Here is a 20,782-nt window from a genome sequence, read left to right as displayed (position 1 = left end):
AGAATCGCTATGAGCGCAGACAAATCCAGCGAAATCCTTGATATATTTGATGAATCGATGAACCCGATGGGTACGGCAACACGTTCGGAAGCTCATGCCAAAGGCTTATGGCACCAAACCTTTCAATGCTGGATATGGGACAATGCAGAAGGTGAAGGGGCTCTTTTGTTTCAGGAGCGGCATCCGGATAAGGATACCTTCCCGGGCTTGCTGGACATTTCATGTGCCGGTCATTTGATCGCAGGTGAGCGAGCAGAGGACGGTGTACGTGAGCTAGAAGAGGAGCTGGGGCTGCGCGTACCTTTCGAGGAACTGATTCCGTGCGGTATTTTCCCGGAAGAAGATCGAATCTCTCCGGAGCTCATCGACCGTGAGTTTTGTCATGTATTCCTGTACCCCTGCAGACATCCCCTTACGGAATACCGCCTGCAGGAGGAGGAGGTCACTGGCTTGTATCGCCTTTCTATTGCGGATGTTCGCAGGCTGGCGCAGGGGACGGATTTTTCGTTGAACATCCAGGGCATTTCAGCTGACCCGAAGCGGGATGGATCAATGCAATCCGTGGAGCGTACCGTCGTCGCGGAAGATTTTGTTCCTCATCCCGAGCTTTATTACAAGCTGCTGCTGCAAACGATTGAGAATTATCAGCAGGAAATTTCCCCGGGCAGCGGGAAATAAACGATATTTCATTTCCCGGGTAAGCGCATAACTCGATAAATTTTTCAAATTATCTGACATTTTCGACATGCCTTTTGAGTTAATAAGCAACCATGGATATGTACTACTTCTATTCATAACAGAAGCTGAGGGCAGGCTGGACAGATTACCATCATACGCCTGATGAATTCATCCAAACCGGTCGGCGTCAGTTTCGTATACTACCGCTTAGCGGCTGGCATCATTCCTCTCCATAAATGTTCATTGGCAGACCTCCCTCATTATGTGCATGATTTTTATCATATTTGGAACAAAACCCAAATAATCTCCTTCGGGAATCGGCATTCATCAATTCAATTTCATGCGATTTGAATAGCAAAACCCAATTAGCGGTTGCTGATCCGTTTGTAACTTATTCATTCTGGATAGACTTGCAAGAGATACACTCTAAAAGTGCAAGTGAAGGATGAAACAATTTGCAAGGAGGAGCTTCCTATGAATGCTGAAAACCTTAATTCTAATGATTTGACTCGCTCTACCTACTCATCCCGCAATCTATGGTCGGGCTTCCTGTTCGGACTTGGTTTAGTAGCCTTTATAGATGAGACCATTTTTCATCAATTACTGCATTGGCATCACTTCTATGATAAGTCCACGACCGATTTGGGGTTGGTCTCAGATGGTCTGTTTCACGCTTTTAGCTGGTTTGCGACCATTGGGTCGTTGTTTATGTTTGCGGACCTTCGTCGCCGAAACGCATTGTGGCTCACAAGGTGGTGGGGAGGTGTATTGCTAGGGGGAGGTGCATTTCAGTTATACGATGGTATAATCCAACACAAGCTGATGCGGTTACACCAGATCCGTTACGTAGATAATGTGCTTATCTATGACTTGATATGGAACATCATTGCCTCTGTAATGGTCGTAATCGGCACCATAATCGTATTTCGGAACGAAGCGAACCAAACTAGTCAGAAGGAATCCTGAAATGAACATTGATCACATTCATCATCATGGAAGTGCATATACCTTCGAGCTGATCTTGGCGTTACCGTTTGTGCTGGCATTGGTTATTTATATTCTTGCTGCAGGAAAATCCAGTTCCCGTCACAACGCATGGCCTTTATACCGTACTGCATGCTGGGTTTTCGGTGTTTTCTGCGCCGCATTCGCAGTTGTGGGACCCTTAGCTAATCGTTCTCATATGGACTTCATAGCGCACATGATCGGTCATGTGCTCCTTGGAATGCTTGCTCCACTCCTTCTGGTGCTATCTGCCCCTATGACTCTTGCCCTACGGACACTCAAGGTGAATTCAGCGCGACGACTTTCACGCATGCTGAAGAGTTGGCCAGTGCGCATTCTTAGCGATCCCATTGTGGCATCCCTCCTTAATGTTGGAGGACTATGGATACTTTATACGACTGTTTTATATGGGGCGATGCAACAGAATATCATCCTACATATGTTGGTTCACATTCATGTATTCTTTGCAGGATATCTCTTTACTGTATCCATGATTTATATTGACCCTACACCACATCGAACCAGCTTCTTCTATCGGGCAATCGTGTTGGTAATAGCTTTAGCTGGCCACGGAATCTTATCTAAGTACATCTATGTTCATCCGCCTAATAACGTACCCTTACCACAGGCAGAAGCTGGCGGAATGCTAATGTACTATGGCGGCGATGCAATTGACCTTATTCTGATCTCCGTACTTTGCTATCAATGGTTCAGATCAACCCGACCTCGAAAATCGTTTTCCATGGTCAGTCATTGATATGAACCGGTATTGTTATTCGCCACGCAGGGCTCATAGGATACCTCTGCAGTTATAGCCGCATAATTTCCTTCAACATGAAGATACTGGAACTAAAACCATAAGAGGTGTTCTTCATGTGCGATCGTTTTTCATTAACTACAGAACTGCATGTGCTATCCCATCATTTTCAAATAGGAGAAGTGCACTTTGCTTATAAAGCACGCAGCCATATCGTTCCGACGCAGCAGGTTTCTGTCATTATTCCCGCTAAGGAGCACCGTAGGCTGGAGGAGCATCGTTGGGGTCTGGTTCCGTTCTGGGCCAAGGATGCCGTCAATGCCGACAGTGCTATAATTCATGAAAAGCCGGCTTATCGCAAGATGTTTTCCAAGCAGCGCTGCGTTATACCATGCAATGGATTCTATGTTTGGGAGTCCAAGGGGAAAAACAAGAAACCGATACGCATTGAAATGAAAGATAAGCGAGTTTTTGGTATGGCCGGCTTATATGAAATTTGGAAGGATGCCCGCGGCAGGGAATATCGTACGTGTACGGTAATGACTACAGTATCAAACCGGCTGATCTATGAATACGACGAACGGATGCCCGTTATTCTGAACGAGCGTGATATCGATGCCTGGCTTGATCCGCAGATGAATGGAGAACCGGACTTCCTGCAAAGCTTACTTAAGCCTTACGCTCCAGACCGAATGAAGGCTTATTCCGAGTTGCCCCGAAGCCGCGTGATAGTGGGAAAAGAGGAGGAGCTGCTTATTGAGGAGCCTCCAGCTAAATACGCCATGATCAAAAAATAGTCTTTCAAAGTATGGAAAAATCCAGCCTTACCAGCCGGGTCTTCATTCCGGTACAGTAAAGCTGGATTCCATAAAGTTATACCGTACTAGTCCTGCAGAATCGTTTCGATCCAATCAAGCACATCTTATGTAATCACGACATCGGAAGCAGCGCAGTTCTCTACAACTTGCTCCGGACGACTTGCACCGACAAGAGCACTGTTATCCTGTCGCAAGATCCATGCACGCCAACTGCAAGCCGCTGCAGGCTGGCATGGCTGCGCTCATACACATTCGCTGTAACAAAAAAGTTCACGCCCAAATCATTGGCCTCTCGATCGAGCGAACAGATTTGTCATGATCCACGTATCCTCCATACGTCATCCAGCTGCCCAGACTGATTTCACTCACTTTCTTCCGGTTCTGCCCAACTTCCGGTATCTTATCGATTCGTAGCTCCTGGACTTTATAATGTGACAACAATACCATTATGTACTAACGAATCGAAGTTTATATGTACTGAAATGATTGTGTATTCGTTACGCAGGGGGTAAGAGGGGATAACCAACGCTTACACGTGATAGCTTCCAATAGGCTTATTCAATACCCATTCCAGCAGAATGATTTGATCGTCAAGATGATTCAGCTCAGACTGGAGCGCTTCCTTGGCTTCTTCTGCAGCACTGTCGAGACGGCTTACAAGAGATTGCCGCTGCATAATGAATTCGTTCAACTTTCTTCTCACTTGATCTTCAGTTCTCATTAACGTTCCCACCTTGGTCAATTGTTTGTACAAGCTTCATGGTAGCAGATTGTACGAATGGATGGAAGTAGGAGGAAATATTGTTTACATAAATAAAGTTATGTATACTCTATGAAAGCAAATGCAGCCTCTTAATTAGTATGCTATACTTAAAGTAGGTGAAAAGGAGATTCAGATAATTAATTAACTCGAATAATAATATATCTAATTAATTATTAATGTTATTAAACATAATTCCCAATCAATGCGGCTGCTACCTCAGAAAAATCAAACTCCATTCGAATTATATTATTATGAAATAAGTCCCTGTATTTTATTACCTGTTTCAGGAGGTATTCATGGAAAAACGCATCAACCAGCGTTACGAGCTTCTAGATCCGATTGTTCCGATGCGAAGCGGAATCTTATATAGCGGGAACGATTTGTCCTTGAACAGAGAACTCCTCATATTCGTTGTGGAAAGCCAGGGGAAAGCTCATAAAAAAGCTTATATGCGGTTGCTTCAAGATGTTGCGATGTTTAACGACAACCGATTCCTCCATATTCTTGACGTTGGAATAGAAAGCCATCGTATTTTTGCTGCGCTAAAAACCTTTACCGGTCAACCGCTGATTCAATTTTTGAAATACCATACCTATTCACCCAAGGAAATGATTACTATGGTGGCCGAGCTTGGGAAAGGCTTGCAAGATGCTATGGAGCATGAGATCGCAGGCTTTACCGTGCTCTCAAGCAATGTATGGGTCGGTGAAGACGGACAGCTGAAAATCATCAACTATTGGGAAAAGGGAGAGACTTCGGAGCGCGGTGTTCAGGGCTTGGCCGGCTTGCTTTATCAGCTCCTCACCCGTTCAGAAGCGCAGCCTGACTCATTGGAAGCTGCGGAGCAATCGCTGCGCTCTGCGCTCAATGAAATTCCTGAGGGAAATCTTGACATGCTGATGATGTCTTGGAGACGCGCATGGAACGATCAAAATACGCTATCTTCCTTTATTCTTAGCTTGCAAAAGGTGGTGCAGGAGCCATGGGCTCAAGCAGTCCAGCCGATGGAGGAGCTGCACTTAGAAGAGAAAGAAGAACTTGATGAGCCAGAGGAATCGAACGAAGAGGAACCTCCAAGAAGAGGATTCTTGTGGCGCGCAAGCATCAAGCTGTTGATCGGAGCTGGCATTGCCAGTTTTTCCGGGCTGATCCTCATTTTTTTGTTCGGCTTGGGCGGACCGGAGGAACGTCAGCCTTCTGCTGCTACAGATACCCATCAGAGAGACATATCGTTTCAAACCCCTCCGTCTTCAACAGAACCTGTGCCTGAGCCGAACATCGAGCAGGATGAACCTACGGAGACACCCGCAGACACGCAGCCTTCTTCCAACGAACCTGTGGATACGCCTAGTCTTGTCGGCCTTTCCAAAGAAGAAGCGGAGAAGCAGGCGCTGGCCTCAGGGCTTAGGTATAAATTCTTTTTGGAGCCGCATGAAAGTCCCGCCAATACAGTGTTTAGGCAGGACCTTGAAGCCGGTCAGAAGGTTGCCAAAGGAGAGAGCATCACTTTTTGGATCAGTAAAGGCAATTAATGCGGATGGTTATCACGCGGCTTCAGGCTTCTATGCTCCGCCCTCAGACCGTTTATCGATCGCTTCCGCCATGGTTCTATCCGTCAAATGCGCATATATTTGCGTCGTTTCGGGAGAGGCATGGCCGAGCTGCTCTTGCGTCTTATACAGATCGTTGCGCAAATAGTAATCGGTCGCAAAGGAATGCCGCAGCTTGTGGACCGACAAATACGGTTTGCCGAAGCGCTTGGCATATTTGACAACCATCTCTTGAATGGCCCGCTTCGTCATACGTTCGCCTTCTTTTTTGCCGTTCGCAACGGCTAGAAAGAGGGCTTTTTCCCTTTTCGGGGCTTTATACTGCGTTTGTCGCAGCTCCATATATTTCGTCAGGTTGTCTATCGCTTCTTGCCGGAAATACACCGGGGTTTTGAATGTGTCGTCATTCTTACCTTTGCGATACACATAGGTCAGCTTTTTCTTCAGATCAATGTCCTCGATATTCAAATTGACCACTTCGGAAACACGGAGCCCTGAATTCAGAATTAAGCTAATAATACATGCATCGCGCGTTTTGTTTATTTCGTAGGAATAGATAGCCTGCTTGTTTTTTATCACATCCAGGCCATATCCCTGTTGGACATACTCAATAAATTCGGTGATTTCAGACTCCTGGAGGAGCTTGCCCTCCAGCTTGGCCGCGGAATCTTTCGGCTTGTGCGTCCTTTTTATTTCCACCTTCGCCATCACGTTGCGTTTCAATAACGGATAGAAGTTCTCGTCCTCCGCAATTTGGCTTAAGTAGTGGAAAAGCGATCGGAGAGAAGAGAGCTTGCGGGAAATCGTCGTTTTTCCGTTCGCGTTCTCTTTTCGGGAGGACAGAAACATTTTAAAATTATCAATGCTGTCCATATGCAGCTTCTCTAAATCTTCGATCGGAATCTCGCGAATGGCTGCGGCTGAGGAAAGGCCTTCGGCCAGCAGCCAGGAAAAAAACGTTTCATAATCACGCACATATTCAAGCAGCGATGAGGGGGAGAGGTCCGGCAGCTTATAATTAATAAATTTTTCCACATACCAAGGCATCGATGGCACCTTTTTATCCAGTTCGTTGCGATCTTTTATTTTGATGATATTCATATGTAGTCTCACCTCATGCAGTGGAGTTAAATAGTTAACATAATAATATTTATGTAAACAAATAAACTTTAACCTCTTCACTTATCATAACATCAAGCAGTAGACTGGTTCAAAACAATATTCAATAGAGGATTGTGAAGAAATTCCATGATCAGGATAACTGTTAATTATTTATATACCGCAGCATCATTTTGTGGATTCATGAACCCAGAACAGCCGAGGGTACTTCTGATGGGGAGTACCCTCGACTCGGATGAAATGATGAGTTTCGGTATTTATAACATGGGGCGCGGACGATTTTGGATTTCCTCGGTCACGATGAAGGCCAGCTCTTCGTTTCCGAACAGCGACAGAACACCAAGCAAGGTGTCATCCGGAATTTCACCGGCTTCTTCTTTCGATACGGTTAATTCGATCGCCTGCTGGAGTTCTTGATTCGATGCTTGCTGCGGATAGGCACGCTGGTACAGCTCTGTCGGATCGAGGTCATGATTGACGCACCACTGGGCAAACACGAGGATCATCATTTGCTCGTCGCGTTGGTAATTGCGGATGATTTGCTCCTCTAGCTCTTTATTGCTCATTGAAAATTCTCCTTTTACGCGGTAATATGGGTTCATTATAGTGAAAGATTAGGTGCATACACAATGATCATGAATGAAAAAATTAAAGCATCCGAGGTTTCGCTCACTGGCCTTAACGGCGAGGATATGGGAATTGTTCCGACATCGGAGGCACTGGCATTAGCCAAAAAGCTGAAGGTTGATCTAGTATGCACGTCATTAATGAGCAGTCCTCCGCCATGTAAGCTGATGGGGGCCGGGGCGGCCAAGCAGGAGGCACAGCAGGACCGTAAGAAGGAACGCCAGCCTAAGCTGAAGGAAATCCGTCTTACTCCTCAAATCGAGGAACATGACTACGACACCAAAATGCAGCAAGCACAGCGATTCCTCAAATCCGGCGATTCTGTTATGCTCGTTGTTCGCATCCAGGCCAAAGAAGGTGCCAAAGCGAAGGAGCTATTAGAAGCATTAATCAAGGATTTAAGCCAGATAGGGCGCAAAAAAACAGGCATTCAGTTAAGCGGCAAGCAGGCGGCGGTTCAAATTGATCCGGTCTAAATCATAGCACAACAACCCGCAGCTTGGATATATCATGGATAGGTATGGGGGAGCGTGCTTCGGATCATATTGTTTTATGTCCCATTGGGCACCTCTATGCTATTGGCGGCCTTGACGCATGTCATTATCAATGGCGTTCCAGCTTATAGCAGTTCAATCGTATGGATAGGATATAGGTATGATCATTACAAGTGAAATGGAGGCGGATGAGCATGAGTTCCAAGGAGCTGGAGGAAGAATTGGTGCAAAAGCTCACAGAAGGTGAGATGAGGCAAGAGAATGTTGATGAAGCCGCTCGCAAACGATTGCCGATCAAGACGGAGATTCGTATTCAAGCGCACATCGACCCGGTAGTGTTAGAAACCAAGCGTTTTCGGCAAATGGCCTCAGAAGTGGATGATCGATATGCGAAGTATGACCGGTTGGTTAACGAATTAGAAGATACAGATAAACAATAAATGAAGCTCCATTACATTTCTGGGTTGAGGGGTCGCTGCTCCTTAACCCAGATTTTTTACATGAAGCGGATCTAAGATTGTTCCATCCATAGGTATACGATAAATAAGATAGCTAAATGAGCCGGATAGAAGCTGCGGTATATCCATTTCTTCATAGATATCGAATAATACGGAATCGAATATGCGAATAGAAAAGTCCCCAATAGACTGAATAATTGTATCCAGGCACCTGTTCCGTATATTGCAATATACATCAGATTCAGAGTCATGTGATAGCCAATCATTTTCCATTGGTCATAATAACGGTAAATGAAGACAAGCAGTACTCCGTAAAGTCCATAATCCATCGGTATAAGAAGAGCAGCGCTGAGCACTCCGATCATGAGAATGGCTTTTAAACTCTCATTCGCTACGCGATCCATTACATATAAGCCAAGTATCGATAACAATAGTGTAAAGATCACATTTAGTTCCTGAAAAACCTGACCGTCTAATGCAAGGGTATAGGGGATCTGGGACAAGCACGCCAGTCCAAAAAGCCTCCATATATAACGTTTAAGGTTGCTTGTGTGCAGGTATCCTTGTACAAGAAACCAGCTGTAAAGAGGGAAGGCAATCCGACCAATGATGCGGTACATCTCTGAGTGAGGGAAAAAGATCAGACCTACATGGTCAATAAGCATGGTAATCATAGCGATAAGCTGCAGCATTTCGGAATCACCTTCTACTTCGTTATTCGCTGGCAATGATTATTATATCATATCGCATACAAAGAGACGTTGAAAACAAATACAGACACCTGTTTCATTAGAAACAAGTGTCCTGTTATCTTGTACAACGGTATTATCGTTGAAGTTGAACCTCAGTGCTCACACTTTTATTGTTCGGAAGGTATGCGGTCAAATCAAATTGCGTCACGTTTCCGGTCACATGAACAGTTCCATCTGGATCTATTGTTACTGTTCCTACAGCGCCATGGTCAGGGTCGCCAACAATATGCTCCGGTATAATCAAGACAGCCAGCGCAAAGTTATATTTCTGCACTTCGTCTTTTTGGTACTCGATGCCGTAGTTATCGCCAACTTTTAGATTCATTGCGGAATACGCATTAAAAGCTGCAGAATAAACGTTATTCGTCACGGTCATCCTTTGATTCGTTCTTGTATCCGCTTCAATCCTGCTTGCGGTGACACTGTCGCTTTTCACGTTCATGGTTACGGTCGTCCGTTTGGACTCACCAGTATTCGTCTTAAACACAATATTCACAATCGCGGTGCCAGCTTTATTGCCAAGAACATAGCCACGTTTATCATTCGATCGCGCGACTCTTAGAACGCCGGGATCGGAGGAGGTGATCGACTCGATAATGCCAGGAATGGCCACTTTTTCTCCAGCCGCATTCGTTACATTAAATTTGATCTCTTTGGCAAATTTACTGACGGTCGGATCTTCCGCTGTCGATTTGGATACAAGGCCATTGAGCCCGCTAGCTGCATTCGTCAAGCCGCTATCCATGACGTTGGCAATATCACCAGGGTTCGTGATCGTGACATGGGGGTCGTTGGTGCTTATCTTTCCAGTAATCGTTAAAGAAGCTGTAACCGGTTTGTCCAGACCATTCAACACAATCGTATACTCACCTGAAGAAAGCGCGGCGTCAATGGTTACATGTGCTGATTTACGATCGCTGGACCAATGTGTTGACGTGGAGATCGATTGAGCACCCTTCTTTAGTGAAAGTGTTGCCTTGGAAGATTCCACCGCCTGGTTAAATGTCACTTGAACCATCTTATTGTCATCAGCTGCTTGGACGGAAACGATAGACGCGGGAGCGGGACTGTTCTGTTTCTCATATGCTTCTGAACTGCCATACGCGGCTACGACAAGATCAGCACGAGTGGCAGCCGTGTTGCCTTCTTTGCCAACCGGATGAATTCCCAGATCCCGGGCTTGTTTAACAGCATCCTCATACCAAGGAATACCCGCCAACTTCACTTTCTTGCCCAACCCAGTAACGAAAACCTTATCCAGTTGACCTATAGTTACATTCTCACCTGGGGCGAATTCTGTATCCGTAATCCCATCGATCAGGCCAGCCCTCTTGGCGGCTTCGATATAAGGTATGGCCCAGCTATTCTGAAGGTCGTTTGCTTTAACATCCACAAAGCTGGAAGTTTTTATGCTGTAATCTACTTTTAATTCAAAGACTAATGCAGCAACCTTCGCAAATTGGGCGCGAGTCATGGTTTGGTTAATTCCAAAAATGTCGCTTGAAACACCTTCAAATATCTGCTTAGACACTAATGCATCAATTTTAGCCTTAAGAGCCGTGTCAATATTGGACAGGTCATTGAAAGTATGAGCCACTTTGGCGTCCGCCGCGATGGAAGCCGGAGTATGTACTGCCGGATTGGCCGTTGCTGTGGAAGTAAATATCGTTAAAGCCATAGTCGAGCAAGCCAATATTGTTAAACTTTGTTTCATCTAATACGTCCTCCTTGTACTTAACATTGCTGAAAGAATAGGCTGTCGAAACACATGATGATTGTAACAATTCAATTATACATCGGCAGGAATATCTAGTCATCTGGAATAAAATTTACATTAGAGAAGTAGATCTTTGATTTGAGAACCCTCTCAGGATTCTCCGGATCATTAACCGGTATTAGCTCAAAGGCGGAGGAATATATTATTTCAAGCGGATGATCAGCCCTCTTATGGAGTTCCTCCACTTGATTTTATAAATGATGAAAGGGAGAAGATCAATGAAAATTGCACTTGGTAATGACCATTGCGGTTATCCCATGAAAGATAAAGTGAAGCAAGTCCTTGAGAGCCTTGGTTGCGAGGTTATAGATTTGGGCTGTCATTCGGAAGAGCCCGTCGATTTTCCCGACATTGCAAGAGTGGTATGCGATTCGGTCCGACGTGGAGATGTAGTTCGAGGAATTATGGTTTGCGGAACAGGTGTGGGAGCGGCGATTGCCGCAAACAAAATTCCGGGAATTCGGGCCTCCGTGTGCCATGATGTTCATTCCGCGCATCAATGCGTGGAGCACGACGACGTAAATATCATGTGTATCGGTGCACAAATTATTGGCCCATGGTTAGCCGAAGATTTGGTTAAAGCTTATATTCAAGCAAAATTTAGCGTTGAGGAGCATTTCAGAAGGAGAGTTCAAAAACTGAGTGAATTGGAGCTTGAAGCAGCTCGCGAGTTAAAAGATAACGTGTGATGATTAACCGATAGTCTTGAAAGTAATAGTAAGATTTGACTTTTAGTTTACGTAACAAATATTATGTTAACTTACAAGACCAATTAATGACTGAGTCTATGTGACGCAGCCATTTTCGTTAGTAACACTTTTTACTTAGGTTGAAAAACCGAGAGATTACTATAGGACCTTTTTGATATTACATCTTTATGATTATAAATAGAATCGTTTAGATTATTTATCAATTTTGTTATACAACGCTGTTGAATTCGTAGACAATATATATATTCAGTAGGATATGCCATTTCTCAATTGTTCATATGGGAGGTCAAGCTAATGCAGCATCCTAGCTTTAATCTTGAAGGTAAAGTGGCGGTCGTCACAGGAAGCGGTTCCGGCATCGGCAGAAATATAGCATTGGGTCTTGCTGAAGCGGGAGCGGATATTGTCATTACTGAACTGTCGGAAAAATCAAACGCTGCCCATGAAACTGCGGAGCAAGTTCGCAGCGCGGGAAGGAAAACCTTCGTAGTCGATTTGGATGTAACGGATGTAAGCAGCATTGGACATATGGTCAAACAAGCATGCGCTGCGTTTGGGCGAATTGATATTCTTGTGAATAATGCCGGCATTATTATTAGGAAAAAGGCTGTGGACGTGACGGAAGAAGAATGGGATAAGGTGATGGACGTCAATCTCAAGGGCGTATTCTTTACCAGTCAGGCTGTCGCTAAAGTGATGATTCAACAAAGAGGCGGAAAAATGATCAATATCGCTTCTATCAATGGAATGATTGGGTCCGCCGAACGATCCTCTTACACAGCCAGCAAAGCAGGCGTTATTAATTTGACCCGCACGCTGGCAGCGGAATGGGCTGAGTATGGCATCAATGTCAATGCCATTGGGCCCACGTACTTATTGACACCATTAACTGAAAATCTGTTTTCGAAAGATGCTTTTAAAGAAGAATATTTCCGGCGCCAACCTATTCAGCGGGTTGGAAGGCCCGAGGATCTTCTGGGAACCGTTATTTACCTTGCGAGTCCTGCATCTGATTTAGTAACGGGACATACAGTCATGGTCGATGGAGGATGGACGGCAGTTTAAAGTGTATCTCGCAAAAACTCAACACCAATCGTCATTTTCAACGGATAAAAGAAGAAAGATATCAAGTTTCCCTCACTATAATTGAATATCCGACACCCGATTTCGACTGTAAATTCAGCGCTATGAATCTACAATGAAAAGAGTAGAATTGAAATCTGGAATACGTGTTGCGAGCTTCAAATAGGGAGGTGATATTGTGCAACCTAACTTGGAATCAGATATCGAGGTTTCGGCAGATGTCTATTACAGCACAAAACAAGTCGCTGAGATCACGGAGCTCTCGGATGATTTAATCCGGGTTTACCAGAAGGAATTTAATCTGCAGGTGGAGCGTACTACTCGCGGTCACCGACGGTTTACTCAACAAAACATCGCCGACTTGCTGGCAATCAAAGAAAAAATCCAGAGTGAAGGCTGGACCTACAACCAGGTGCGTGAATGGCTTGGGGGCAATGTAATCATTTATAAATCAACAGATGCGAAATCAAGCTTCGAGCAACAAATTGAGGCACTCTCGGAAAGGGTTACGGATCAAAGCGTGCTGTTAAAAATACTTGTCGAAACGCTGAATGAACAAACAAAATTGATGGAACTGCAGCAGCAGTTTATCGAGGATTCCTTAAAAGCACGTGAACGACAGCTCACCGAACACCTGCGTTCACAGTTCGAAGTGGCAGTGGCCCTCGAGGCACCTAAGAGAACGGGGCGATTCAAGCCAGGATTTTTGCAGCGCTTGTTAAAACGAATGAAATAATTGTTTCTTAAAAAGCTATTGATATGCTTTTAGGCTTTGGTATAATTATAAATGTCACAATTTGCAAGTAAGCTAATAGCTTATCTTTTATAGAAAAGAGCTTTGGCATGAGGGAACTTGGTAATCTTCCTTCGTTGCGAAGTTCTTTTATTTTGAAAACGAAGGTTAACAAATCTAACAACCCGGTTTTTCAAACAATAATGAATGAAAGTACAACGAGAGGGGCAAGAAGATGAAGCGCATAGCAATACTGGGGAGTAGCGGGGGAAATTTGTTTAATTTGGGAGGGGAAGATCCCGAAAAATTAATCGGGGAAATCGTTGCACAGTGTGAAGGTGCTGGTGTCGAAATTAAAGCGCTGCAATTTATTGCCGCAACGGATTCCATGGATTCAACGAAAGAGAAAACTACGGCATCGCTTTATAGCTGGAACTCTTCCGGACAGCGATTCTATAAAATGTTCGATGGCTCTTTAAGTGATACTAATAAGGCAGCCGTTGAACTGGATGGCAGCATCGCGGATTTAATAAAAGCAGGACAAATCGATGCTCTGATCGTGATGAGTACCGACCCCGAACATGCAAATAAGCAAGCCATATTAGCAGCGGCAGAGAAGAGGATACCCGTTGTCGGAACAGGCGGAACATCCATGGCTCTCATCAGCTCAAAAGGCGTCAACGTCATCGCTACTTCAGGCACAACAGGCACTACTAACCGGACAAGAGCTGTGTCCTTCATGACTTCATTATGCAGGTTTTGGGGTATCAAGTACCATCCTGTACTTGGAGAAACCAAAGCAGGCCTTGCGTCAATATCGGGCAATCCCTTGAAAAGAGTAAATCTTAAAGGCATCATGCAATCTTCTCTGCCAGCTTTTATCGCAATGGCCATCGTGTTGGCGCTTAGCCAGATTCCTGCCTTAAAAGGGTTGAAGGAAGTATTTGATCTCATGATTAAAGCATTGCCTGTTATACTGGCTGTCATTGCCGCAAAGCAAATTTCCGATCTGGATGAAGTCTCTATTGTAGCAGGTGTAATTGCGGGTACATTGTCTATTGAGGGTGGGATTATCGGCGGCATTATCGGAGGTATCGGAGCCGGTTTGCTAGTTCAATTCCTGTTTATCAAATGCGTCCAGTGGCGTTTCCCGATGACCACCGTGAATATTGTCGCAGGCGGGTTCGCCGGTCTCATATCCGGTTTGATCGTATATTATTTGATTGCACCTATTGCTCTGCAAGCGGGGGAATTGATCCGATTTGTCATTGACCAGGCGGTATCGTTCAATCCGATTCTCGCAGGTATTGTTGCTGGACTCCTGATTTGGCCTGCCATTCTTGGCGGCATCTATCATGCTGCTATTTTGCCTATTGTATTGCTTGAAATGGAAAATACGGGGAACAGTTTTTTGGGTGCGATTGATATGGTCGGCTTGGTTATGGTGTCGGCAGGAATTACACTGGCGAACATCGTCGCTCCCCGTGACAAAGGGGAAGCTACCGTAGCCACTCCGGGCTTTCTGATCAATATGGGCTTCGGCACGTTTGTTGAGGCGGCTTATCCATTCATGTTTTCAAACAAGATTGTTTTTATGGGCGCAATCCTTTCAGCTGGCGTTGGAGGGGGACTTGTAGGCTTGTTTAACATTCGCGGAACAGCCTATGTACCGTCTTTCATGGGACCTCTGCTATCCAATAACATGGCCGGCTTCATCATCTCCATGGCGACAGCCTTGATATTGGCATTCCTGATTACAGTGGTGGCCAACAAATCTAGTAAGAAACAAAATCGACATCGCGATTCTGAGAAACCGTCCGTAACAGTTTAGGCGGGCTGCGAAAAATATCGATCACGCATAGTTCATCTAGGGGCTATACCAGGAAGTTATTTTCCTTGGTATAGTTCTTTTGTTAATTCAGGGTGTCCTACGATACAACAGAGAGGCGTTTTTCCAGGTTGAACCCGGAACGTACAACAGTGAAAACTGCTCTGAGAAACATCACACTATTTTTGTTTTATAACAATGGGGAAGAGGTGGTCAAGTAAAATGGATTTCTTCGACAAATGTGTAAAAATGGGTATAATAGGATATAATATCTTAAGATGGAATGATAATGTAGCCGCAAATCGAACAAGTATTAGTTCCTGACTCAACCCCGTGAAATGGAAAGCATATGCATTTTACTACGAAAATAATGATGAATTAAAACGGAGGTTATTATGAAAATTAGCTTAACTAGTGTATATGTAAATAACCCAGTCGAAGCCTTTAAGTTTTACACGGAGGTTCTGGGTTTCATCAAAAGGATCTACATGCCTGAAGCATACTTGGCAATTGTTGCTTCACCTGAGGAACCAAATGGGACAGGTTTACTCCTTGAGCCAAACGATAATCCGATCGCCAAGACATACCAAGAAGCTCTTTACAATGCAGGATTGCCTGTTGTTGTTTTAGGTGTTGAAGATATCCAACATGAATATGAAAGAATGAACAAACTGGGCGTAGTTTTTAGAAAAAAGCCAACAAAAACAGAAATGGGAACAGAGGCCATATTTGAGGATACTTGTGGTAATTTCATACAGCTTTATCAAGTCTAATCCATGCTGCTTGGAAGCATTAGAGCGATTTTGTCGAGTTTAGGGAACTTTTGCATATTATCTTAGTCGGAATGGGCAAGGGGAAGGGACTCTGCGGTTGTCCGTCTCTCGCTATTGAATTTAAAGCGATACTGAACCTTTTTGTAGTAGGATTTCGTGGTCTTCGGTTAATTGTAATTTTTTGAAGGCTTGACGGGGAGAGAATAGTTGAGTCACCGTTTTGACTGACAACAATAACTGATTTCAACACCTTACGAATCTTGACATTATCAACAAACCCAAACGGATAAATATGTGTAGATAATTATGCAGCTAAGAGTTGAGACAAGCGCTGCTGAAGGCGTAAGCTGATTTTGCCGGATCGCCTTCACAATACAAGATGCTCTAGATATCGCTATTTTTTTTCGTATTTATCAGAGCAGTTTATCTCCTTTGATTCGGGTACTTTTAGAAAACGTTATATGTGTTCACGGAGAATTTAGTGGGCATAAAAATATTTATCAATAGTCGTGGGTGGCTTTGCAAGACTATTGGGAAACGATCGTATAGGATTGGACCACCGGCGCACCATTTGATAAATACACATTTTCACAAAACCCGTATTTTGTACATATGTCCAGGAGTAGTTAAAAGTTCCTTCTGACTAACGTTCCTCGTTAGTTCAATGATCATCTACTCTGGTTAACAGTAAGATCTCTTTTGCTCGAATTCTGTCTAATCTCTCTTTCTGTTCAATCATTTTTCAGCAACATAAATGTTGTTGTCAGCCATCCGGATCCGCAGTTTCGTGTTGTAACTAGTTAGTGCATATCGATCAGAGCCTGGAGCGGTTCTTAACCGCTCCGTATGCTTTTCATCCTCCGGCGAATATGATTTACGACATAGGATGCATCATGTCCCACCCCTCGCAAGGTAGCCGAGGCAAATGTCCTCTGGCCGGATAACCCCACGATACATTCCGGATACAGCTGTGCTTATTCCACCTTCTTGAATCGCTTCGCCTGTACTGGTTATTCTGCCGATCTCTTGAAGAAAAGCAAGATTTGATCGGAAACCTGTTGCAAAAATCACCTGATCAGTTTTATGTTTTGCTCCATCAGACCAGACACATCAATTCTCATAGAACGATGTGAACATGGGCCTCTGAGTCGGATTCCCTTGCCTTAACCTCTCCTTATAGCCTCCGAGATCAATAACAGAAGATGCATTGGCGGCAGACTTGCCGAAGCGCCAGAACGAGTCTACTCCAGTTATGGTGAGCCAGAAGTGCAGATCGAATAGGATATGGAAGTAATTGGGTGACTCGCCCTCACCTCTGTTCCTGCATGCCCTTTCAGTTGTTCCAAGCTGCCGGCTCTCTGTTCCCTTCTTATCTCACGCTAAGCTAAAGGTGAAACCGCGAATTCATGAGTCTGAGTGAGGAAACTGAATCATATCGAGGGAGCTTAATACCCTACCCATTCTAAAACTTTATTTTCTTAATCTATAACTATTTTTTCTCAGTCTAATACTTTATTTTTCAGTCTATGACTTTCATCCCCTTAAAATGTAAACGGCAAACGAAACTATTAACATGTCCTTTTAATAATAAAGTAAGGGGAATTAAGATGACCATTCAGGATCTGAAAAATAGAGTAGAGTTTATGAATTATTTAGGATTTGACGAATCGAAGAAAATGTGGGTTTATTCCTATCAGGATAAATATCATAATAACAAAGTGTATGGCTTAATAGCCGGAAGACAAACGGTGGCCGTATTACCTTCATTAGAAGGAGTAAACTTAACTAAATTATAGTACATAGTATACCAGAATTGATTCTAAAATAATTCTTTGAACAGCTATCCTGCGAGTTAGTTTAACAAAAAAAGAACGCCCACACACCTTCGCTTGTGCTACGTCCTCACCATTACCAATTATTAATAAAGCACACGCAAGTAGCATGTAGTTTTTTTATACAGATCCATATATTAAACTAAGCACTAAGAAAATACTTATTTTTTTTATTGGACATCAGGAGGGATATTTGCAGCAGCCTATCTGGCGTATATTCCAACCAGTCGTGTCGCGGAACTAATTTTCCGTCTGCTGTGAGGATCAGATCAACATATCAAAAACACGATGTCCTTTTTCGTAGTTATCTAGGAAAGCTTCATAAGAATTCGTGGATTCTTGCCCACTGATTCTGCCCTAGGCATGAGAGACCATACGATACTGGAGCCATTCTTTGGTCACGGCGTCGAACCGCAAGATGTATAAGCAGCATGAAGAGTACCCTCATCCAAGGGTTTAATCCGTCAACTCCTTTTCTTACTCCTCCAGAAGATTTTGCATTTTCTGCGTTACCTCCGACAACTCCTCGTCGCTGATGCGTGAGCCGCTGTGCGCCTTCGATAGGCGTGCCAGACTGCTGTTCCTGCCGGGTGTTGTTGCCTCCGCATGCGACGAGGGTAAAGAGCATCATCAATCCGAGGGCCAGTACTAACATTTTCTTCATCATTCTTCTCCCCCTTGCCTACTTATAACAATACATTTATGCCCGATGATGTTCGGCTAGTTCTTTACCTCCACCTTCATCTCTACAGCTTCACCTAAACTCTCAAAAACCCCCAGATCCGAAGTTATCTTTCCTATGATGATTACAGGTGAAGACAGTGTAGGATCTACAGATTTATCAAAAAATAGAGCCAAAGACTTGCCACTAGGCCAGTATGCTACATCACCATTTTCAAATACGCTCTGCAATTCACCTTCATCTGAAAGAGATTCTTGTATGGCCCCATAATATTCTCTATTTTCCCACCTCTTCATTGATATCGTTTGAGGTAATGATTCTATAAAGTCCTGAGATGTTTTACTATGATCTAATGTAGCTGTAATGATCGTTTCTCCAACCGTTATCGTTATTGGTGTCTTTTAGTCTGGGACAAGCTCGTCTTCCTTGGTATCCTCTGTTTCTGCCTGTGCGCTTTCGATGGACGTGGCGGACTGCTGTTCCATCCGGGTGTTGTCAGTCATGGCATCGTTTTCTCCCCCGCAGGCAGCGAGGATGAAAACCATCATCAATACTAGAGCCTGTACTACAATTTTCTTCATTTGTTTCCCCTTTCTTCGCAATAGTTAATAATAAATCCTGATATAGAAATGAACATCTGTCTATAATCATAAACAGATACAGAATTTATGCCATTGTTAGAGAAGCGCGTTTTGTTAATTAGTGAACAAATGATCTATCATTGTTGATTAATTCCAGAAAAGTAAGGTGACCACAATGCCTAAAATGGATTTTGGATTACTCAAAATCAAAAAGCATAAAGAATGCCGTGATTGAATTGAAACTGAAAAAATTTTCGATGACATTGTCTTAATTAGTTTTCTTATTAGAGCTCTTGGATTGTAGGACGAATAATCATCTCATTAATGGCTACATCAGCTGGTTGTTCAATTGCAAAAGCAATTGCACGAGCAATGCTCTCGGCACCAATCGCAACTTTGTAGAATTCATCAACTGAAGATTTTAGTCCTACATCTGAAATTGTTTCAGGTAATTCACTAGCAACTGCTCCTGAATACTTCGAAAGTAATTATTCATTCTTTTCGATGATGTTAGCGAGTAAAGGAGCACCTTATTTTCGTAATCGGTTCCTTGACTTTCTTATCGAAGAATTTCGGGATGAGGTGGATGTAACCAAAGGAAAAAACCATGGATTAAATGAAGATCTTATTGTTAGATTTGTTGCATCAGCTTACGTAGGGGCAGTGGAATGGTGGTTCACGAATGGAAAGCCTATTCCACATGAAGCTTTAGCAGAACAATTGGGGACACTGTTAGAGAGGATTTGTCATTAGAACCGTAGGGTCTCCGAACTCTTGCTCCAATACAATACCTACCGTATGTATTATTGAGTAAATTTCCTAATCATTGTTTAAACATAAATTTAATCCGGTGCATGACCGGGTTTCCCAGAACAAACAGACTCTCTTTTACAGAGAGTCTGTTTGTTCATGCCTTAATTCATCTTTGTTAATGGATCTTTCTCTCCTCAAACGTCTGACAACAGGTGTCGACAATGCCCGAGGCCGAATCGCGGTGACGGGAATCGTAGCCTTCATCGCCTTTGTGCTGGGGCTGGGTCCTGTCGGCATGGGAGTTTACTTCAATCATAATGACTTCAGCGCTGCAGTTATTGCCCTGCTCCCAGTATTCACAGTTGGCAATGCTGCATTTTACCATTGGATTCTCCATAATTATCACCTCATGCATCATTACCCTGAAAGAGGTCGTATTAAACGGGGGTTATCCACACTTTTCCCTGCTGCTCCGGAATATCGTCACAACGACCATATACAGGCATTCACTTAGCTGAACCTCTCGAACAAATGCGTTTGGTTAGACATTTCAAAAGGTCAAAGTGACGGCCAAGCCTTCAAATATCTAATTTCCTGTAATGATTTAATAAATTTTTCACCCTCTCTTTTTTATTCCAAAGACCAATCTGAATGAAGTCCTCAATCATCATATATTCCATTATATCGGCTAACTCCGTCATCTCGAATGTTGCGTGAGAGCATACTTCTCCACATCATGGGATTTCTATTCAATTATTCTTTTTTATCTGTACTCCGATTTGTATGTTTGGTGTATTATTTCAGTTCCATTCAAGTTAAACCGAGGAAATCCGGGCAAGGGCACATAAAACGGTAGAAAATTAAATGACTTGCACAACGATGGTGATCATCACGGATTCTTGTTGTCGGTTTGGGATTTGTTCTCTCGTATATACGTTAATGCTTGTCCTGCCGGGCATATCCGGCAATCCGTTTCGGTTTCATACGTGCAGTTATCAAGCTTGCTCAC

The 20,782-nt window shown here is 43.7% G+C and carries 22 protein-coding genes and 2 pseudogenes; 14 read left to right on the top strand and 10 right to left on the bottom strand.

Features of this window, described 5'->3' with window-relative positions; all coding sequences use genetic code 11:
• The first annotated feature begins 9 nt into the window (after window positions 1-9).
• From JOE45_RS04095 to JOE45_RS04080, 4 genes are all read left to right on the top strand, one after another.
• The gene (locus JOE45_RS04095) at window positions 10-678 is read left to right on the top strand and encodes an NUDIX hydrolase (RefSeq protein WP_210021400.1); all 669 of its coding nucleotides are present in this window, start codon (window positions 10-12) and stop codon (window positions 676-678) included.
• A gap of 474 nt (window positions 679-1,152) precedes the next feature.
• Window positions 1,153-1,644 carry a DUF2243 domain-containing protein gene (locus JOE45_RS04090; RefSeq protein ID WP_210021401.1) on the top strand — a complete coding sequence of 164 codons (492 nt, stop codon included), beginning with the start codon at window positions 1,153-1,155 and terminating at the stop codon, window positions 1,642-1,644.
• A gap of 1 nt (window position 1,645) precedes the next feature.
• On the top strand, window positions 1,646-2,440 hold the full coding sequence (locus tag JOE45_RS04085) for a cytochrome c oxidase assembly protein (RefSeq protein ID WP_210021402.1): 795 nt from the start codon (window positions 1,646-1,648) through the stop codon (window positions 2,438-2,440).
• A 116-nt stretch (window positions 2,441-2,556) separates the two neighbouring features.
• Entirely contained in the window at window positions 2,557-3,237 is a 681-nt protein-coding gene (locus JOE45_RS04080) for an SOS response-associated peptidase (RefSeq protein WP_210021403.1), read from the top strand.
• Window positions 3,238-3,487: 250 nt separating this feature from the next.
• Here JOE45_RS04080 and JOE45_RS23345 read toward each other — a convergent pair.
• Both JOE45_RS23345 and JOE45_RS04075 read right to left on the bottom strand, forming a co-directional pair.
• Window positions 3,488-3,662: pseudogene (locus JOE45_RS23345) on the bottom strand (aldo/keto reductase); the annotation flags it as partial.
• Between the two features lie 125 nt (window positions 3,663-3,787).
• The gene (locus tag JOE45_RS04075; protein WP_210021404.1) at window positions 3,788-3,979 is read right to left on the bottom strand and encodes a hypothetical protein; all 192 of its coding nucleotides are present in this window, start codon (window positions 3,977-3,979) and stop codon (window positions 3,788-3,790) included.
• A gap of 338 nt (window positions 3,980-4,317) precedes the next feature.
• On the opposite strand from JOE45_RS04075, the gene JOE45_RS04070 reads away from it, so the two are divergent.
• Window positions 4,318-5,553, top strand: coding sequence for a PASTA domain-containing protein (locus JOE45_RS04070; RefSeq protein WP_210021405.1), 1,236 nt, complete (start codon window positions 4,318-4,320; stop codon window positions 5,551-5,553).
• Between the two features lie 30 nt (window positions 5,554-5,583).
• Here the strand turns inward: JOE45_RS04070 and xerS are convergent, their stop codons facing one another.
• Entirely contained in the window at window positions 5,584-6,672 is a 1,089-nt protein-coding gene (gene xerS, locus JOE45_RS04065) for a tyrosine recombinase XerS (RefSeq protein ID WP_210021406.1), read from the bottom strand.
• A gap of 275 nt (window positions 6,673-6,947) precedes the next feature.
• Window positions 6,948-7,256, bottom strand: coding sequence for a hypothetical protein (locus tag JOE45_RS04060; protein ID WP_210021407.1), 309 nt, complete (start codon window positions 7,254-7,256; stop codon window positions 6,948-6,950).
• A gap of 63 nt (window positions 7,257-7,319) precedes the next feature.
• On the opposite strand from JOE45_RS04060, the gene infC reads away from it, so the two are divergent.
• Together infC and JOE45_RS04050 are read left to right on the top strand one after the other, a co-directional pair.
• Window positions 7,320-7,793 (top strand): translation initiation factor IF-3, encoded by a 474-nt coding sequence (gene infC, locus JOE45_RS04055; RefSeq protein WP_210021408.1) that lies wholly within the window; start codon window positions 7,320-7,322, stop codon window positions 7,791-7,793.
• 212 nt (window positions 7,794-8,005) lie between these two features.
• Window positions 8,006-8,251: a hypothetical protein gene (locus JOE45_RS04050; protein WP_210021409.1), complete on the top strand. Its 246-nt coding sequence runs from the start codon at window positions 8,006-8,008 to the stop codon at window positions 8,249-8,251.
• Window positions 8,252-8,322: 71 nt separating this feature from the next.
• On the opposite strand, the gene JOE45_RS04045 is transcribed toward JOE45_RS04050, so the two are convergent.
• Window positions 8,323-8,961 (bottom strand): TraX family protein, encoded by a 639-nt coding sequence (locus JOE45_RS04045; protein ID WP_245246578.1) that lies wholly within the window; start codon window positions 8,959-8,961, stop codon window positions 8,323-8,325.
• 133 nt (window positions 8,962-9,094) lie between these two features.
• Window positions 9,095-10,735 carry an S-layer homology domain-containing protein gene (locus JOE45_RS04040; protein ID WP_210021410.1) on the bottom strand — a complete coding sequence of 547 codons (1,641 nt, stop codon included), beginning with the start codon at window positions 10,733-10,735 and terminating at the stop codon, window positions 9,095-9,097.
• A gap of 281 nt (window positions 10,736-11,016) precedes the next feature.
• Between JOE45_RS04040 and rpiB the strand changes: the two genes are divergently transcribed.
• The 6 genes from rpiB to JOE45_RS04010 all read left to right on the top strand — a co-directional run bounded on the left by rpiB (window position 11,017) and on the right by JOE45_RS04010 (window position 17,721).
• Window positions 11,017-11,487, top strand: a complete 471-nt coding sequence (gene rpiB, locus JOE45_RS04035; RefSeq protein WP_210021411.1) for a ribose 5-phosphate isomerase B — start codon at window positions 11,017-11,019, stop codon at window positions 11,485-11,487.
• Between the two features lie 315 nt (window positions 11,488-11,802).
• Window positions 11,803-12,573: an SDR family NAD(P)-dependent oxidoreductase gene (locus JOE45_RS04030; protein ID WP_210021412.1), complete on the top strand. Its 771-nt coding sequence runs from the start codon at window positions 11,803-11,805 to the stop codon at window positions 12,571-12,573.
• A 196-nt stretch (window positions 12,574-12,769) separates the two neighbouring features.
• Window positions 12,770-13,327, top strand: a complete 558-nt coding sequence (locus tag JOE45_RS04025) for a MerR family transcriptional regulator (protein ID WP_210021413.1) — start codon at window positions 12,770-12,772, stop codon at window positions 13,325-13,327.
• Window positions 13,328-13,559: 232 nt separating this feature from the next.
• The gene (locus JOE45_RS04020; RefSeq protein WP_210021414.1) at window positions 13,560-15,155 is read left to right on the top strand and encodes a PTS sugar transporter; all 1,596 of its coding nucleotides are present in this window, start codon (window positions 13,560-13,562) and stop codon (window positions 15,153-15,155) included.
• Between the two features lie 392 nt (window positions 15,156-15,547).
• On the top strand, window positions 15,548-15,925 hold the full coding sequence (locus tag JOE45_RS04015; RefSeq protein WP_210021415.1) for a VOC family protein: 378 nt from the start codon (window positions 15,548-15,550) through the stop codon (window positions 15,923-15,925).
• A gap of 1,607 nt (window positions 15,926-17,532) precedes the next feature.
• A complete protein-coding gene (locus tag JOE45_RS04010) occupies window positions 17,533-17,721 on the top strand; it encodes a hypothetical protein (RefSeq protein WP_210023621.1) in 189 nt (62 codons plus the stop codon).
• Between the two features lie 355 nt (window positions 17,722-18,076).
• Here JOE45_RS04010 and JOE45_RS04005 read toward each other — a convergent pair whose 3' ends face one another.
• From JOE45_RS04005 to JOE45_RS03995, 3 genes are read right to left on the bottom strand one after another with little or no spacing between them, the layout of a single operon-like run.
• Complete coding sequence (locus tag JOE45_RS04005; protein ID WP_210021416.1) at window positions 18,077-18,424, bottom strand: peptidylprolyl isomerase; 348 nt, start codon at window positions 18,422-18,424, stop codon at window positions 18,077-18,079.
• Window positions 18,425-18,477: 53 nt separating this feature from the next.
• On the bottom strand, window positions 18,478-18,825 hold the full coding sequence (locus tag JOE45_RS24080; protein ID WP_348635269.1) for a cyclophilin-like fold protein: 348 nt from the start codon (window positions 18,823-18,825) through the stop codon (window positions 18,478-18,480).
• Window positions 18,826-18,840: 15 nt separating this feature from the next.
• Window positions 18,841-19,020, bottom strand: coding sequence for a hypothetical protein (locus tag JOE45_RS03995; RefSeq protein ID WP_210021417.1), 180 nt, complete (start codon window positions 19,018-19,020; stop codon window positions 18,841-18,843).
• A 471-nt stretch (window positions 19,021-19,491) separates the two neighbouring features.
• Between JOE45_RS03995 and JOE45_RS03990 the strand changes: the two are divergent.
• Window positions 19,492-19,773: pseudogene (locus JOE45_RS03990) on the top strand (TetR-like C-terminal domain-containing protein); the annotation flags it as partial.
• Between the two features lie 175 nt (window positions 19,774-19,948).
• On the opposite strand, the gene JOE45_RS03985 reads toward JOE45_RS03990, so the two are convergent.
• A complete protein-coding gene (locus JOE45_RS03985) occupies window positions 19,949-20,170 on the bottom strand; it encodes a DUF1540 domain-containing protein (RefSeq protein WP_210021419.1) in 222 nt (73 codons plus the stop codon).
• Window positions 20,171-20,782: the final 612 nt, after the last annotated feature.

Origin of the sequence: Paenibacillus sp. PvR098 (assembly GCF_017833255.1) — a bacterium.
GTDB lineage: Bacteria > Bacillota > Bacilli > Paenibacillales > NBRC-103111 > Paenibacillus_G.
This window is presented reverse-complemented; position numbering and strand designations above follow the sequence as displayed.

Excerpts from the sequence above, each read along its gene's own strand:
- JOE45_RS04095 (WP_210021400.1), top strand. The coding sequence starts at position 10 with ATGAGCGCAGACAAATCCAGCGAAATCCTTGATATATTTGATGAATCG.
- JOE45_RS04090 (WP_210021401.1), top strand. The coding sequence starts at position 1,153 with ATGAATGCTGAAAACCTTAATTCTAATGATTTGACTCGCTCTACCTAC.
- JOE45_RS04085 (WP_210021402.1), top strand. The coding sequence starts at position 1,646 with ATGAACATTGATCACATTCATCATCATGGAAGTGCATATACCTTCGAG.
- JOE45_RS04080 (WP_210021403.1), top strand. The coding sequence starts at position 2,557 with ATGTGCGATCGTTTTTCATTAACTACAGAACTGCATGTGCTATCCCAT.
- JOE45_RS04075 (WP_210021404.1), bottom strand. The coding sequence starts at position 3,979 with ATGAGAACTGAAGATCAAGTGAGAAGAAAGTTGAACGAATTCATTATG.
- JOE45_RS04070 (WP_210021405.1), top strand. The coding sequence starts at position 4,318 with ATGGAAAAACGCATCAACCAGCGTTACGAGCTTCTAGATCCGATTGTT.
- xerS (WP_210021406.1), bottom strand. The coding sequence starts at position 6,672 with ATGAATATCATCAAAATAAAAGATCGCAACGAACTGGATAAAAAGGTG.
- JOE45_RS04060 (WP_210021407.1), bottom strand. The coding sequence starts at position 7,256 with ATGAGCAATAAAGAGCTAGAGGAGCAAATCATCCGCAATTACCAACGC.
- infC (WP_210021408.1), top strand. The coding sequence starts at position 7,320 with ATGATCATGAATGAAAAAATTAAAGCATCCGAGGTTTCGCTCACTGGC.
- JOE45_RS04050 (WP_210021409.1), top strand. The coding sequence starts at position 8,006 with ATGAGTTCCAAGGAGCTGGAGGAAGAATTGGTGCAAAAGCTCACAGAA.
- JOE45_RS04045 (WP_245246578.1), bottom strand. The coding sequence starts at position 8,961 with ATGCTGCAGCTTATCGCTATGATTACCATGCTTATTGACCATGTAGGT.
- JOE45_RS04040 (WP_210021410.1), bottom strand. The coding sequence starts at position 10,735 with ATGAAACAAAGTTTAACAATATTGGCTTGCTCGACTATGGCTTTAACG.
- rpiB (WP_210021411.1), top strand. The coding sequence starts at position 11,017 with ATGAAAATTGCACTTGGTAATGACCATTGCGGTTATCCCATGAAAGAT.
- JOE45_RS04030 (WP_210021412.1), top strand. The coding sequence starts at position 11,803 with ATGCAGCATCCTAGCTTTAATCTTGAAGGTAAAGTGGCGGTCGTCACA.
- JOE45_RS04020 (WP_210021414.1), top strand. The coding sequence starts at position 13,560 with ATGAAGCGCATAGCAATACTGGGGAGTAGCGGGGGAAATTTGTTTAAT.
- JOE45_RS04015 (WP_210021415.1), top strand. The coding sequence starts at position 15,548 with ATGAAAATTAGCTTAACTAGTGTATATGTAAATAACCCAGTCGAAGCC.
- JOE45_RS04010 (WP_210023621.1), top strand. The coding sequence starts at position 17,533 with ATGACCATTCAGGATCTGAAAAATAGAGTAGAGTTTATGAATTATTTA.
- JOE45_RS04005 (WP_210021416.1), bottom strand. The coding sequence starts at position 18,424 with ATGATGAAGAAAATGTTAGTACTGGCCCTCGGATTGATGATGCTCTTT.
- JOE45_RS03995 (WP_210021417.1), bottom strand. The coding sequence starts at position 19,020 with ATGAAGAAAATTGTAGTACAGGCTCTAGTATTGATGATGGTTTTCATC.
- JOE45_RS03985 (WP_210021419.1), bottom strand. The coding sequence starts at position 20,170 with ATGGAGAATCCAATGGTAAAATGCAGCATTGCCAACTGTGAATACTGG.